We start from the raw sequence: 13,490 nt of genomic DNA on the forward strand, positions 1-13,490 counted from the left end.
TATAGTAGGCTGCAAAATTTAGGAGGTTTTACGCTTTTCCCCAGGTTCATGCAAATTGAAATCAGGATTTAAACCAGTGGGTTACAGAATGCCTTTCAGGGTAATATGATAAAGCAGCATGATGGTTTTACCGTCGACAATCCTGCCGGTTTCAATGCGGCGTAATGCCTCTTCAAGCGTCATTTCCAGCACGTCGATATCTTCTCCCTCAGCCTTGATCCCGCCGCCGGCGCCGGTTCTGTCTTTCGGCTGATACTCGGCAAGATAAAAATAGAGTTTTTCCGTGACAGAGCCCGGGCTCATATAGGCTTCAAAGATTTTCTCTACGCGCGTAACGTGGAATCCGGTCTCTTCTTCCGCTTCTGCTTTGATGCGACTTTCAGGATCCATGTTGTCCAGCAATCCCGCCGCCGCTTCAATTAAATCGTCCTCATGTCCGTTGATAAAAACAGGGAAGCGGAACTGGCGCGTCAGGATGACCGTCTTTTTCTCACGGTTGTAGAGAAGAATCGTCGCGCCGTTGCCACGGTCATAGACTTCCCGCTGTTGCCGCTGCCATTCGCCATCACGGCGCTGCAGGTCGAAGGTGTATTTTTTAAGGATGTACCAGTTATCTGACAGGGTTTCACTGTTAATGATGCGCACATCTGCACGTTTTGATTGCACGATTGTTCCTCCTTACGTAAAGTAATACTCATAAACAGCAACATCATGCACTTTCAAGGTAAAACATGCAACATCAGGAAAACAGGATGCTCACTCGTCAGCGAAAACAATTGATCCTTGAAAAGCTGGGTGCCGAAGGTCAGGTCCAGTCAAAAGCGCTGAGCATTCTTTTCGACGTCTCTGAAGACACTATCCGGCGCGATCTCCGCGAGCTGGCGGCAGAAGGGCGTTTGCAGCGTGTTCACGGCGGCGCACTACCGTCATCTTCCGCAATTGCTCCGTTTGCCGAACGGCAATCCGTGAAGATGGATGCAAAAAAAAGGGTGGCCCGGAAAGGGGCCCAGCTGATTTCATCAGGCCAGGTGGTAATTATCGACGGTGGCACGACAACCTCGGAGCTGATTACCTTTTTCCCGCCTGACTTGCGCATCACCGTGGTGACGCACAGCCCGAGTATTGCTCTGGGGCTTGTTGATCATCCTGCCATTGAGGTAATTTTGATCGGCGGACGGTTGTATAAACACTCGATTGTTGCGGTCGGCGCGGCGGCCATCGAAGGCATAGAGAATATTCATGCAGATCTGTTCTTTATGGGCGTGGCCGGTATTCATCCGGATGCGGGGCTGACAACCGGCGATTTCGAAGAGGCATGCATCAAACGTGCATTTTCCGGCAGAGCCGCGGAAACGGTCGTTCTGGCGTCTCCGGAAAAGATCAACACCGCGTCGTCGTTTGTGATTGGTGATGTATCATCAGTGAATACCATCATCGTTGAAGACGGTACAGATAAGGAGTGGATCCGCGCAGTATCGGAAAAGGGGGTATCCGTCGTGCTGGCCTCAGATCGTGACAGCCTCTGACAGCCAGCGACTGGCTGTCAGGATTTAGCTTCTAAATGACTTTCCGGCGCATGGCATACGGCTTCGATGTTATGACCATCAGGCGAGATGACGAAAGCGGCATAGTAATTTTCACCATAGGAACGTAGCCCCGGCTCACCGTTATCACGTCCGCCAGCGCCCAGCGCGGCATGGTAAAAATCATCTACCTGCTGACGGGTCTTGGCCACAAACGCCAGATGCAGAGGCGCCGGTTTGTCATTTGTCTGGAAAAGGCAAAGCGAAACGTTGCCAGAGCTCATCTCAACACCATAATCCGGCGCGCCTTCATCGATGAGTTCGACACCAAGCGGACGAAGCGCCTCGAGGAAGAAGGTTTTACTTTTTTCATAATCGCTGACGCCAAATTTCACATGATCAAACATTATCGACTCCTTGAAAGCGATAGAGAAATGAAGAGTATAGAAGGTGACAGGAGTCGAATATGAGCACAGGTGCGTCTATGTGACAGATATCTCGTTACATAGCAGACCGTTTCCGTCCAACAAATGTCCAGCGCAGGTAATCGTAAACCCAGTTAAACAGCATCGTGTACGGCAGGAAAAACAGTACCAAACCAATCTCAACAAAAAATGCCTCCGTCATCGTTAAATGCAGCATCACCATGGCCACAGGAATTAACGTGATGATAAGTCCGGCTTCGAAACAGGCCGCATGGAGCGCGCGGACGAGGAACGTTCTTTCAAACTGGTATTTTTTCTGAAGAGCGTCAAAGAATTTGTTAAACACAAAATTCCAGGCCGTGGCGGTAAGCGCGGATATCACGGACAACGAGCCAGACTGGAGTACCGACACGTTCATCAGCCAGGCAAGCGACAGCGCGATGATAATGTTGGCCGTGACTTCAAAAATGACCGCGTGGAAAATCCTTTCTCTAAAGCTTTTATCTAATTCAATTTCCATAAGTTTACGGCAGCAGTGGGCAAAGGCTGAAGTATATCAAACGTCTTTCAACCATGTGTAAACGTAGACGTTGGGTCGTGCGGGGCCTCGACACAAATCATGCCTGAAAAGGTGGCTTCACATGATTCAATGGACCAGGTCAATCATGACCGCAGAAATGCAGATTTTGCCTCTCCTTATTTAAGTGCGCATAATGTATATTATGTTAAATGACATCTGATAGCTAATCACGAGCCGATACATCAATCTGTTATTAATTCTGACCACCCTCTCGCTTCTCGTCTTTCACTGTCGATAACGACGATTTGTGAAAAAAACTCAAAACACCATTCGATGGCGCATGCTGGTTCCCTTCATGTCAGTGCAATACCCTGTCACATACAGAATTGCTGGCAATAAAAGAAGGAACACAGAATGAAGTATGTGAATCTGGGTCGTAGCGGTTTGCAAGTCTCCCGTCTTTGCCTCGGTTGTATGAGCTATGGTGACCCCGAACGTTTGCCTCAACCCTGGTCCCTGGATGAAAAAGCGTCACGACCGCTCATTCGTCAGGCGCTTGAAGCAGGCATTAATTTTTTTGATACCGCGAATATCTACTCGGGCGGAAGTTCTGAAGAGATCACAGGAAAAGCGCTGAGAGAAATGGCCAGACGCGATGAGATCGTTGTGGCGACAAAGACCTTCTTTCCGTGGCGCAACTCACCCAATACCGGGTTTCTTTCCCGCAAGGCCATTTTTCAGTCTATTGACGATAGTCTGATGCGCTTAGGTATGGATTATGTGGATCTCTTTCAGATTCACCGCTTTGACCACTCTACGCCTGTTGAAGAGACCATGGAGGCTCTGCATGACCTCGTTAAATCAGGAAAAGTACGTTACATCGGCGCATCATCTATGGAAGCCTGGCGCTTTGCAAAAATGCAGCATACTGCAGAGCGTAACGGCTGGACCCGATTTATTACGATGCAACCGCAATACAACCTGCTTTACCGGGAAGAAGAGCGCGAGATGCTGCCCCTGTGTGAAGACCAGGGCGTTGGAGTGATCCCCTGGAGTCCGATGGCGCGCGGCAGGCTTACGCGCGACTGGAGTGTCACGTCCCGACGAACGCAAAACGATGCCTTTGCATTAAAAATGTACGAGAACGCAGCCCTTCTGGATAAGCCCGTTATTGATGTTGTTGCCAGCATTGCTGAAAAGCACCATGTGCCAAGAGCCCATGTTGCACTTGCCTGGTTGCTATCAAAAACGGTCATCACAGCCCCGATCATTGGCGCGACCAAACCAGAACATCTTTCCACGGCTATCAGCGCACTGGACTTTACACTTAGCGATGCTGAAATCACGGAACTCGAGGCACTCTATCTGCCGCACCCCGTCGACGGGATCATTCCCCCGCTTCCTGATACGCCCCCTTCACTCACGCCGCCTTCAGCAATACAGAACCGTTAACACCCTTCCCTGGCCCGGCGTTGCCGGGTCTCCCTGGCCACTGATGTGAAAAAGGTGGCCATTACCGTTTAACTTTTATCAAACTGACTTTCGGTAAACGGATCGGCGCGACCGCCCTGCAATGGGATTTTGGCCAGCGCCGCATCGATTTCGCGTAGCTCGCTGTCCGTCAACCGGACTTGCGGTGCACCGCTGTTTTCTATTAGGTGCGGATATTGCGTCGTACCCGGGGTTGCGGCCAACGCCAGACCGGCTCCGGCGATCAGAAAATTGCGACGATCCCGGGAAGCGGGTACGGAAGCAGAATGCTGGTCATGCATCATCTTGCTCATAAACTGGAACTCCCTATAGCGAAGAAAGGATTCATTAATTTGGTCATTACCAGGCATAAGCCTGTGGCGCTTCTCCCCCGGGTCCGGGCCAGAGTTCGTCGAGACAGCTCATGGTGTCGTCTGATAGCGTGATTGTCGTTGCGTGCAGCGCCTGCTGGAGTTGTTCGACCGTACGAGGCCCGATAAGTGGAGCAGTAACGACAGGATTCTGCAGGAGCCAGGCAAGCGCCACATCGGAAGGGGTTTCGCCGAGGTCCTCACATAATCCTTCGTAGGCTTCCAGCTGTGGACGATACTGTTCGATTAGACGGGAAAACGCGGGCCTTGCACGGCGCCCGCTTTCCATCTTTTTCAGTACGCCGCCAAGCAACCCTCCGGCAAGTGGACTCCAGGGAATCAGTCCCAGGCCAAAATGACGGCATGCGGGAATGACCTCCAGCTCAACAGTCCGGGCAGTCAGATTGTAGAGACTTTGCTCAGCAACCAGGCCCAGAGAATGACGAGCCGTGGCAACTGACTGCGCAGTCGCAATGTCCCAGCCCGCGAAATTGCTGCTACCGATATAAAGCACTTTTCCCTGCTGAACAAGGAGTTCCATGGCCTGCCAGACCTCTTCCCATGGCGTATAGCGATCGATGTGATGCATCAGATAGACGTCAATATGGTCCGTCTTAAGCCGTCGCAAACTGTCCTCGCAGGCCTTACGAATATGATAAGCAGAAAGACGGCGATCGTTCGGACCTGGCCCCATAGGCTGATAGACTTTCGTCGCCAAAACAATACGGTCACGGCGGCCACCCTGCTGGAGCCAGCGACCAATAATTTCCTCGGACAGCCCCGAACCTTGCTGGATATCGGGTGATTGTTCAGTGCCATACACGTCTGCTGTATCAATGAAATTTATACCCGCCTCAAGCGCTTCATCCAGAATGCGGGCGCTGGTTTTCTCGTCGGTGACGTCACCAAAATTCATGGTTCCGAGACAAAGGCGGCTGACTTTCAGGCCGGTGCGGCCAAGATGCGTATAGTTCATACACGGCTCCGTTAGGTGAATGTTCCGCCCTGACCGACGGCCAGAGCGCATAATTTTCAAGAATAACGAAGCACAACGTGTTCAGTGAGAGGCGATGAGTGGATGGACTTGTGAAAAAAATTCAGCAACGGATTAGCCCTGGTCGGTCTATGGTGTATATCATTTCCGTATCAACGCATTCGGGCCTTAACGCACAAGGAAAACGATTCTGTATGCAAATAAGCAGAGCTGATGTCGCCGATCTCATTTATTTCATGGCTATTGCACGTCATCGCAGTTTCAGCCGTGCGGCGATTGAATTAGGTGTCAGTGCATCAGCGCTTAGTCATGCCCTGAAGGCACTGGAAACCCGGCTCGGGGTTCGCCTCCTTAATCGCACGACCAAGAGCGTTACACCTACGGCTGCAGGTGAAGAACTGGTTCAGTCTGTCCTTCAGCCTTTCGACAAGATAGAAGGCGCGCTTGAATCGCTTAACCGGTATCGTAATACCCCTACCGGACGTATCCGCATCAATGCTGCCGTTGAAGCGGCCAATCTTTTGCTTGCGCCAGTTATGCCCGCGTTTATGGATCGCTATCCCGATATTGAAATCGATATTGTGGCCAGCAACCGTATGGTTGACGTCACTGATGCGGGCTTCGATGCCGGTATCCGCTATGGTGGCACCGTCCCGGAAGACATGGTTGCCCGGCGTTTATCTGCCGATATTCGCTGGGTTATCGCAGCATCCCCCGACTACCTTGAACGCTACGGAACGCCTGAACATCCTGATGATTTATTACACCATCGCTGTATAAGCAATCGTCTCGGCGACGATCGGATTTATCGCTGGGAACTTGAGCGAGACGGCGAAACGTACCAAATCAGTGTGCCTGGCTCTGTGACGGTCAATCAGGCTGAAACGGGCCTTGTGGCCGTATTAGGCGGAGCCGGCCTGATGTATTTTCCGGAGCCTCTTGTTGCACCCTATGTGAAGGATGGACGGCTCCGCCTGGTGCTTACGGAGTGGTCCCCGCTGGAGGAAGGTTTTCATATCTATTATTCAAGCCGCCGGCAACTACCGACCGGGCTTCGCCTTCTGATTGAGTTCATACAGGAGGCCCGGCCGCTGGGGTTGTGAAATAGCGCCTCCATACTGAACGAGGCGTTATCGTCCCGTAGCGGATATCAGAAAATCAATCAGGGCCTTCACTCTTTTCGTTTTACCCGCGTTTTTGGGGTAATAGAGATACACTGGCGGGTAGGTTTTCCAGTAGCTCTCCATCACGGGTATAAAGCGCTCCCTGTCCGGCTGTAACTGCAAGATGGGTTCAAACAAACGTCCGATTCCCAGGCCGTTACGGATCCCGTCTGCCATAACGTCAATATCGTTGCTGATTAACTGCCCGGGCATCTCAACCGTCAACTGCTCTCCGCGATCGTTCAGAATCAACGGAAGGATGCGGTTGTTAGTAATAAAACGGTAGCCAATCAGCTTGTGTTGACTGAGGTCAGCCGGCACCTCGGGCATTCCATGCTCGCTGATATAAGCTGAGGATGCATATAACCCTTCACGAAAGGGTTTCATTAACGGCCGCGCCACCACCCCACCTTCGAGGATATCGCCAAAACGGATCCCAAGATCAAAACGCTCTTCGATAACATTCACGGTACCGTCGTAAACCGAAATTTCAAGCTGTATACCCGGATATTGCTGACAGAATTTCGCCATTGCAGGCTTAAGAATTAACAGATAGGCAAAACGCGAGAGCGTGATTCGCACGATACCAGAGGGCTCCTGATTCTGGTCGCGAATGCTTTCAAGCGAATTTTCCAGCGACTCCACCGCCGCAGCGGTCTGTTCCAGCAACAGCTGCCCGGTTTCCGTCAGCTCAATACGGCGGGTCGTACGCACAAAAAGCGGATGGCCAATATGATCTTCCAGCAGCTTAAGCGCATTGCTGACGGAGGGAGGCGTAATTTCCAGTTTTCTTGCGGCTGCCGAAATATTGCCCTCACGTGCAATGCTCTGAAAGATCCGTATCTGGTTATACAGGGCGTTATTCATAATGTTTTCCTAAAGCAATCTCCGCCTGATTATTAAGTACAGTCTAAAGATGCTTAAGTCAATGCTCCTCTAATCTTCGTGAAATTCGCCTCTTATACTTTTATCTCTTTCTACAACGACCTGAGTTCAGGAGACTATGATGCGAATTTTATGTCTGGATATCCCCGCACCTGGAGCATCGCTGGAAAAATATGCTCCACACCTTAACGCTGAAGCGCTGCACGCCTGGGGATTGTATAAATCCGGCTTCATCCGCGACATCTACTTCCGTCAGGACAGACCTGGCGTCGCTATTTTTCTTGAATGTGACTCTGTCGATGAAGCGATGAACGTAATGGCCGAATTCCCGCTGGCAAAAGCTGGCTTATTAAGCTTTGAGTGCATTCCGCTTGGCTCCTTTATTAACTGGGAAAATCTCTTTGCCGCTGAATACAAAAATAAATAGTGAGGCCCGATATGAAACCTGCAGATAAACCCGTGCTGTGTGTCGTTTCCAGCCATCCGATTAAAGGCGCATCCGGTGTTCCAACCGGTTTTTTCCTGGCCGAGCTGACCCATCCGCTGAAAGTACTGGAAGATGCCGGACTAAAAACGATGATAGCCAGCATTCGCGGGGGACAGCCGCCGGTGGATGGATTTGACCTCAGTGATCCTGTCAACGCCTGGTACTGGAACGAAACCAATTTTCAGCAGCGCCTGGCCACAACGCCTGCGTTATCTGAGCTGAACGGTTCCGATTACAGCGCCGTTTTCTTTGCGGGCGGGCATGGAACCATGTGGGATTTCCGCGACAGCCATGATGCCCAGCGTATTATCCGCGAAGTGTATGAAAGTGATGGGATTGTCTCAGCCGTCTGCCACGGGCCTGCGGCACTGGTTGACGCAAAGCTCAGCAGCGGCGAATACCTGGTGAAAGGCAAAAACGTGGCGGCCTTTACCAACAAGGAAGAGGAAGAAGTTCACACCACAGATGTGGTTCCCTACCTGCTTGAGACTGCACTCCGCGAGCATGGCGCGCTTCATCATGAAGCCCCGAACTGGTCTGAAAACGTGGTTACCGACGGACGCCTTATCACGGGGCAGAATCCCGCTTCAGCGCACGGTGTCGGTGTGGCGCTGTTAAATGCCCTCCGCCAGCCAACTTAATTCATTCATCTGTCTTTCATCGTTACTCACCCTCTTTGGCCGGTTTACGTCAGCAATGTTCCGGCCTTTTTACAGGAGCTGAATATGAAAACACTACCTTCCGTCGCGCTGGGCACATGGTCCTGGGGCACAGGTTTCGCCGGTGGCGACACCGTCTTCGGCAATCATCTTTCTGATACTCAGATGGCAGACGTGTTCACCACGGCCATGAGTAAGGGCCTCAATCTCTGGGATACCGCAGCAGTATATGGCATGGGGAGTTCCGAGGCAGCGCTGGGAGCATTAGTCCGTCAGTTCCCCCGCGAGGATATGATTTTATCCACCAAATTCACACCGCAGATTGCGAACGAACAGTCAGCGCAGCCTGTCAGCGATATGCTTGAGGCCAGCCTCGGACGTCTGGGTGTGGACGCGATTGATATCTACTGGATCCATAATCCCCTCGACGTTGAGAAATGGACGCCAGGACTGATCCCACTTTTACAAAGCGGTAAGGTCAAACGCGTAGGTGTTTCCAACCACAATCTGGCACAAATCAGACGCGCCAACGAAATCCTTAACGCATCCGGTTATTCCCTCAGTGCAGTACAAAATCACTACAGCCTGCTCTATCGCGCTTCTGAAGAGGCCGGGATCCTTGATTATTGCCGAAAAAATAACATCACGTTCTTTGCTTACATGGTCCTGGAGCAAGGCGCGCTCAGTGGTCGTTATGATTCAAATCATCCCATGCCTGCCGGGAGTGGCCGGGCCGAAAGTTATAACTCTGTACTGCCGCAGATTGAAAGATTAACCGCCGCCATGAAAAAAATGGGAGCCGAAAGGAATGCCAGCGTTGCACAGATAGCCATCGCATGGGCTATTGCAAAAGGTACCCTTCCCCTCGTTGGTGCGACTAAAGCCCATCACGTGCTGGACGCCGCCTGCGCTTCAGACATCCAGTTACGCGATGAGGAAATCATCCTGCTGGAACAACTCGCCGCAGAGACCAGAGTGGATACACGAGGCGCCTGGGAAAAACCGATGGTGTAAAGCCCATCCGGAACAGACTGTCATGAATCACATTCACGTATGGACAGTTCAGGGCGATCCTAATCTGTATCACTTTTACTGCTTTGTATGAAGGGTGAGAATATGAAAATCATTTGCCTTGAAGAACATTATCTCGACAGCGAGTTAGGGCGAGCGTGTATGCCTGTTGCGCTTGAGCAGGCGCCTTTCCTTGGCGACTGGGGGAAAACCGTCGCTGATGGTCATAATCCTGACCGAAGCCGGCCGCAGATAGAAAAGAATGCGCTGATAAACGCGAAAGGCGCTGATTTGGGAAGCCGCCGCCTCAGGGATATGGATGAGGCTGGAATTACCCTGCAGATACTCTCTGTGGGCGGATTCCCCCAGCTGGCACCCGAGGATGAAGCGGTAACATTAAATACGGCGGCAAACGATCGCCTTGCCGGGGCGGTAAGAAATCACCCGGATCGCTTCGCGGCATTTGCCACACTTCCCTGGGCACAGCCGAAAGATGCTGAAAATGAGCTTGTCCGCGCAGTTGAAAAACTGGGGTTTAAGGGGGCACTTCTGAATGGCCGACCCTCTTCATGCTTTCTCGATCATCCTGACTATGACTCCCTGCTTTCCCGCTTTAATAAACTGAATGTGCCACTCTATCTTCATCCCGGATTACCGTTTAAAAGCGTGCAACAGGCCTACTTCACGGGCTTTAGCGCAGAGGTCAACTCCCGGCTCTCTATGTTTGGCTGGGGCTGGCATCACGAAGCCGGGATCCATTTGTTACGGCTTATGTTATCGGGCGCATTTGATAAATATCCCCACCTGCAGGTAATCAGTGGCCACTGGGGGGAGATGCTGCCCTTCTGGCTGCAGCGTCTTGATGACAGCCTTCCACTGGCTGCAACGGGTCTGTCACGCACGCTAACGAGAACCTTCCAGGAGCACGTTTACGTTACCCCGTCAGGTATGCTGACGCTGCCGCACTTCCAGTTTATCTACGCGTTAATGGGGGCAGAAAGGATCCTGTTCTCCGCTGATTATCCCTATCAGACCCTGGACGGTGTAAAAACATTTATCGACTGTCTGCCGGTCAATAAGGCTGAAAAAGAGGCCATCGCGTTTCGCAATGCAGAACGTTTACTGGGCATCACAGCGTAGTTCACGGGTTCATGATGACCGGTACAATGAGAACAGTCGACCATTATTAGTTTTTGCCTAAAAGTGAATGAGCCTTTACTGCGCTAAAAAAAATAATGGTGTCACTCTATACTGGGTTAAAAATCCACCAGCCTCTTTAACTTATTGAAATGAAAAATATCCTTGTTATTTCAGGTCATCCTGAGCTGAACCATTCTGTCGCCAACGCCACTATCCTTGACGAAGTGGCGACCGCCTTTCCCGAGGCTGAAATTCGTCGTCTGGACTGGCTCTATCCGGACGGAAAATTCAATATCGCTGCGGAGCAGGAAAGCCTGCTCAGGGCCGATGTGATTGTCTGGCAGTTTCCTTTTTCATGGTATGGGCTGCCCGGGTTAATGAAACAATGGCTGGACGAGGTCTTTGTCCACGGCTTCGCGCATGGCTCAACGGCGAAACTGGGCGGTAAAAAGCTGATCCTCTCCTTCACTACAGGGGCGCCGCAGGTGCTCTATACCGCTGACGGTTTCTTTGGCCATGCCATAGAAGAGTATCTTATTCCATTCGAGACCACGGCAAGGCTGTGCAATCTTGAGCTGCTGGCGCCGGTTTATACCTGCGGTATCAGCTATGCCGACCGGGATGCCGACAAAATCGCGCAGCAAAAAACGCTTGCCCGGGAACACGCTTCAAGGCTTGTCGAGCTGCTCAATTCCGTCGTGAATAATCCAGAGGGAGAATAACGATGCAGTATACCCGGCTCGGTAAAAGTGACTTACTGGTCTCCCGCATCTGTATGGGATGTATGGGATTTGGCGACCCGTTAACGGGCCAGCATCGCTGGACGCTGGACGAAACAGCAAGCCGGGACATCATCCGCTACGGTCTCGAAAAGGGTATCAATTTTTACGATACCGCCATCGCCTATCAGAACGGCTCCAGCGAGCGATACGTTGGCCGGGCGCTGCGGGAGATGGCAAAACGCGAGGACGTGGTGCTGGCCACCAAGTTTCTGCCGCGAACCGCCGCGCAAATTGCCGCGGGGATCGGCGGAAAAGAGGCAATAGCCCGATCGCTCGATCAGAGCCTGCAGAATCTGGGGATGGACTACATCGACCTCTACATTTACCACATCTGGGATTACAACACGCCAGTTATCGAGGTGCTTGAAGCGCTGCATGCCGCCGTTACTGCGGGCAAAGTGCGCGCTATTGGTATTTCCAATTGCTATGCCTGACAGCTTGCGAAAGCGAACGCCCTTGCCGAACGCGAAGGGCTGACGCCCTTTGTTTCCGTGCAAAGCCACTACAACCTGATTATGCGTGAAGATGAACGAGAGCTCTTCGGTCTGTGCGCTGAGGATGATATCGCCATGACCCCCTATAGCGCGCTTGCCAGCGGCCGTCTCGCCCGGAAAGAAGGCCACACGCGGCGAGCCACCGAGGATGCCTATGCCCGCGGAAAATATGACAGCACGGCTGAACAGGATCGGATCATTATCGAGCGCGTCGCCGAGCTTGCTGAACGACAGAGGGTGTCCATGACGGAAATCTCACTCGCCTGGCTGCTGACAAAAGTCACGTCACCTGTCGTAGGGGCCACAAAAAAAGATCACGTCGATGGCGCGGTAAACGCCGTAAATCTTCAACTGAGCCCGGAGGAAATCCGGTTTCTGGAAGAAACCTACCAGCCGCATGTTCTGACGGGGATCATGGGGCAAAACACGCCGCAAACGAAAGACGCCAGGCAGGTCTGGACGCGGTAGCCCTTATTCACTTTCATGAAAGCTTATGAGGAGGAAGGATGATTTTTAAAACAGTGGTAGCCACTCTTTTCACCCTCTCAGGGCTCGCGTCAGCCCTGGCAGCAACGCCTGCTTATTACATCGCAGAGTTTCAGGCGACCAATCTTGACGCTATCAAACCGTACAGCGCTCAGGTTGAATCCACCTTCAGACCTTTTGGTGGACGGTTCATCGTCAGAGGAGGTGAACCCGATGTTAAAGAAGGGTTTGGAGCACAGGGCAGACTGGTTGTAATCAAGTTTGAGAGTCTCAAAAATGCCCAGGACTGGTATAGCTCGGCCGCGTACCAGAAGATCATTCCTATCCGACACCGTGCCGGCAATTCGCGAACCTATATCGTAGAAGGATTGCCAGAACTGGCTCCTGTTACACCATAACGTTTTACAATCCTGTTAAGACAAAGGAGGTTTATGATGGTGTTACTTCAGCGCAGAGCAGCAGCATTGTTTTTGTTTGCCTTTATCTTCCTCATGCCCATTAGTCATGCTCATAGCCGTGAAAAGACCGACATTAAAACGCTCGTTATCGTCTCTCACCCTTATCCGGAACGCTCAGTTCTGACAAAAGGGCTGCAGGAAGCCGCTGAGAGTCTGGAAGGCGTGACGGTTCGCAACCTTGAGACGCTGTATGGCTATGACACACGACGGATTAATGGCGACGCGGAGCGAAAAATGATGCGTGAACACAGTCGTGTCGTTTTTATCTTCCCGACACACTGGTTCAATATTACGCCGATGATGAAGGCCTGGTTGAATGAAACCTGGGGGAGTGTCGGACCCGGTTTGTGGCAGGGAAAGGAGATGCTTGTAGTCAGTACGGCTGCGGGGGGACGCTCTACTTACGGGCCGGACGGCAGGATCGGGGTATCGCTCGCGGATGTGTTTTTACCGATGAAGGCAAGCGCCCTGCACGCAGGTATGACGTGGCTTCCTCCCCTTGTCTTTGAGAGCGCCAGCAGCGATCGGTTACCTTCTTACCAACACCAACTTATAGAACGTCTTAAACAGCCATTTCAGTAAAAGGATCATCGTGAAAAAGACTCTTATGCTTTTAATTTGC

General features: G+C 51.8%; 15 protein-coding genes and 2 pseudogenes. 11 read left to right on the top strand and 6 right to left on the bottom strand.

The genetic code is table 11. The features are described from left to right. Nucleotides 1-81: 81 nt before the first annotated feature. Entirely contained in the window at nt 82-666 is a 585-nt protein-coding gene (locus BFV67_RS10685; protein WP_069598295.1) for an NUDIX hydrolase, read from the bottom strand. 86 nt (nt 667-752) lie between these two features. On the opposite strand from BFV67_RS10685, the gene BFV67_RS10690 reads away from it, so the two are divergent. Beyond that, complete coding sequence (locus tag BFV67_RS10690) at nt 753-1,526, top strand: DeoR/GlpR family DNA-binding transcription regulator (protein WP_069598296.1); 774 nt, start codon at nt 753-755, stop codon at nt 1,524-1,526. A gap of 17 nt (nt 1,527-1,543) precedes the next feature. Here BFV67_RS10690 and BFV67_RS10695 read toward each other — a convergent pair whose 3' ends face one another. Both BFV67_RS10695 and BFV67_RS10700 read right to left on the bottom strand, forming a co-directional pair. After that, nucleotides 1,544-1,930: a VOC family protein gene (locus BFV67_RS10695; protein ID WP_069598297.1), complete on the bottom strand. Its 387-nt coding sequence runs from the start codon at nt 1,928-1,930 to the stop codon at nt 1,544-1,546. A 94-nt stretch (nt 1,931-2,024) separates the two neighbouring features. Continuing rightward, on the bottom strand, nt 2,025-2,468 hold the full coding sequence (locus tag BFV67_RS10700; protein ID WP_008503221.1) for a PACE efflux transporter: 444 nt from the start codon (nt 2,466-2,468) through the stop codon (nt 2,025-2,027). Between the two features lie 414 nt (nt 2,469-2,882). On the opposite strand from BFV67_RS10700, the gene BFV67_RS10705 reads away from it, so the two are divergent. Beyond that, on the top strand, nt 2,883-3,920 hold the full coding sequence (locus BFV67_RS10705) for an aldo/keto reductase (RefSeq protein WP_063435465.1): 1,038 nt from the start codon (nt 2,883-2,885) through the stop codon (nt 3,918-3,920). 68 nt (nt 3,921-3,988) lie between these two features. Here the strand turns inward: BFV67_RS10705 and BFV67_RS23855 are convergent. After that, a pseudogene (locus BFV67_RS23855) lies at nt 3,989-4,150 on the bottom strand (aldo/keto reductase); the annotation flags it as partial. Between the two features lie 148 nt (nt 4,151-4,298). Further along, a complete protein-coding gene (locus BFV67_RS10715) occupies nt 4,299-5,285 on the bottom strand; it encodes an aldo/keto reductase (protein WP_032663516.1) in 987 nt (328 codons plus the stop codon). 212 nt (nt 5,286-5,497) lie between these two features. On the opposite strand from BFV67_RS10715, the gene BFV67_RS10720 reads away from it, so the two are divergent. Further along, complete coding sequence (locus BFV67_RS10720; protein WP_069598298.1) at nt 5,498-6,406, top strand: LysR family transcriptional regulator; 909 nt, start codon at nt 5,498-5,500, stop codon at nt 6,404-6,406. A gap of 27 nt (nt 6,407-6,433) precedes the next feature. Here the strand turns inward: BFV67_RS10720 and BFV67_RS10725 are convergent, their stop codons facing one another. Further along, entirely contained in the window at nt 6,434-7,333 is a 900-nt protein-coding gene (locus tag BFV67_RS10725; RefSeq protein ID WP_032663514.1) for a LysR family transcriptional regulator, read from the bottom strand. A gap of 139 nt (nt 7,334-7,472) precedes the next feature. On the opposite strand from BFV67_RS10725, the gene BFV67_RS10730 reads away from it, so the two are divergent. The 8 genes and pseudogenes from BFV67_RS10730 (at nt 7,473) to BFV67_RS10765 (ending at nt 13,450) form a co-directional block, all read left to right on the top strand. Next, nucleotides 7,473-7,778, top strand: coding sequence for a hypothetical protein (locus BFV67_RS10730; RefSeq protein ID WP_032663513.1), 306 nt, complete (start codon nt 7,473-7,475; stop codon nt 7,776-7,778). An 11-nt stretch (nt 7,779-7,789) separates the two neighbouring features. Then, nucleotides 7,790-8,479, top strand: a complete 690-nt coding sequence (locus BFV67_RS10735) for a type 1 glutamine amidotransferase domain-containing protein (protein ID WP_032663512.1) — start codon at nt 7,790-7,792, stop codon at nt 8,477-8,479. 84 nt (nt 8,480-8,563) lie between these two features. Beyond that, nucleotides 8,564-9,511, top strand: coding sequence for an aldo/keto reductase (locus BFV67_RS10740; protein ID WP_032663511.1), 948 nt, complete (start codon nt 8,564-8,566; stop codon nt 9,509-9,511). 102 nt (nt 9,512-9,613) lie between these two features. Further along, nucleotides 9,614-10,648, top strand: coding sequence for an amidohydrolase family protein (locus BFV67_RS10745; protein ID WP_032663510.1), 1,035 nt, complete (start codon nt 9,614-9,616; stop codon nt 10,646-10,648). A gap of 149 nt (nt 10,649-10,797) precedes the next feature. Beyond that, nucleotides 10,798-11,370, top strand: coding sequence for an NAD(P)H-dependent oxidoreductase (locus BFV67_RS10750; protein ID WP_055322363.1), 573 nt, complete (start codon nt 10,798-10,800; stop codon nt 11,368-11,370). A gap of 2 nt (nt 11,371-11,372) precedes the next feature. Beyond that, nucleotides 11,373-12,392 (top strand): annotated as a pseudogene (locus tag BFV67_RS10755) (aldo/keto reductase). A gap of 38 nt (nt 12,393-12,430) precedes the next feature. Then, nucleotides 12,431-12,808: a DUF1330 domain-containing protein gene (locus BFV67_RS10760; RefSeq protein WP_069598299.1), complete on the top strand. Its 378-nt coding sequence runs from the start codon at nt 12,431-12,433 to the stop codon at nt 12,806-12,808. Nucleotides 12,809-12,844: 36 nt separating this feature from the next. After that, the gene (locus BFV67_RS10765; RefSeq protein WP_100245886.1) at nt 12,845-13,450 is read left to right on the top strand and encodes an NAD(P)H-dependent oxidoreductase; all 606 of its coding nucleotides are present in this window, start codon (nt 12,845-12,847) and stop codon (nt 13,448-13,450) included. Nucleotides 13,451-13,490 lie beyond the last annotated feature (40 nt).

The sequence above is a fragment of the Enterobacter roggenkampii genome (assembly GCF_001729805.1).
Classification (GTDB): Bacteria; Pseudomonadota; Gammaproteobacteria; order Enterobacterales; family Enterobacteriaceae; genus Enterobacter; species Enterobacter roggenkampii.

Coding starts and splice junctions, on each gene's coding strand:
- BFV67_RS10690 (WP_069598296.1), top strand. CDS start 753: ATGCTCACTCGTCAGCGAAAACAATTGATCCTTGAAAAGCTGGGTGCC.
- BFV67_RS10695 (WP_069598297.1), bottom strand. CDS start 1,930: ATGTTTGATCATGTGAAATTTGGCGTCAGCGATTATGAAAAAAGTAAA.
- BFV67_RS10700 (WP_008503221.1), bottom strand. CDS start 2,468: ATGGAAATTGAATTAGATAAAAGCTTTAGAGAAAGGATTTTCCACGCG.
- BFV67_RS10705 (WP_063435465.1), top strand. CDS start 2,883: ATGAAGTATGTGAATCTGGGTCGTAGCGGTTTGCAAGTCTCCCGTCTT.
- BFV67_RS10715 (WP_032663516.1), bottom strand. CDS start 5,285: ATGAACTATACGCATCTTGGCCGCACCGGCCTGAAAGTCAGCCGCCTT.
- BFV67_RS10720 (WP_069598298.1), top strand. CDS start 5,498: ATGCAAATAAGCAGAGCTGATGTCGCCGATCTCATTTATTTCATGGCT.
- BFV67_RS10725 (WP_032663514.1), bottom strand. CDS start 7,333: ATGAATAACGCCCTGTATAACCAGATACGGATCTTTCAGAGCATTGCA.
- BFV67_RS10730 (WP_032663513.1), top strand. CDS start 7,473: ATGCGAATTTTATGTCTGGATATCCCCGCACCTGGAGCATCGCTGGAA.
- BFV67_RS10735 (WP_032663512.1), top strand. CDS start 7,790: ATGAAACCTGCAGATAAACCCGTGCTGTGTGTCGTTTCCAGCCATCCG.
- BFV67_RS10740 (WP_032663511.1), top strand. CDS start 8,564: ATGAAAACACTACCTTCCGTCGCGCTGGGCACATGGTCCTGGGGCACA.
- BFV67_RS10745 (WP_032663510.1), top strand. CDS start 9,614: ATGAAAATCATTTGCCTTGAAGAACATTATCTCGACAGCGAGTTAGGG.
- BFV67_RS10750 (WP_055322363.1), top strand. CDS start 10,798: ATGAAAAATATCCTTGTTATTTCAGGTCATCCTGAGCTGAACCATTCT.
- BFV67_RS10760 (WP_069598299.1), top strand. CDS start 12,431: ATGATTTTTAAAACAGTGGTAGCCACTCTTTTCACCCTCTCAGGGCTC.
- BFV67_RS10765 (WP_100245886.1), top strand. CDS start 12,845: ATGGTGTTACTTCAGCGCAGAGCAGCAGCATTGTTTTTGTTTGCCTTT.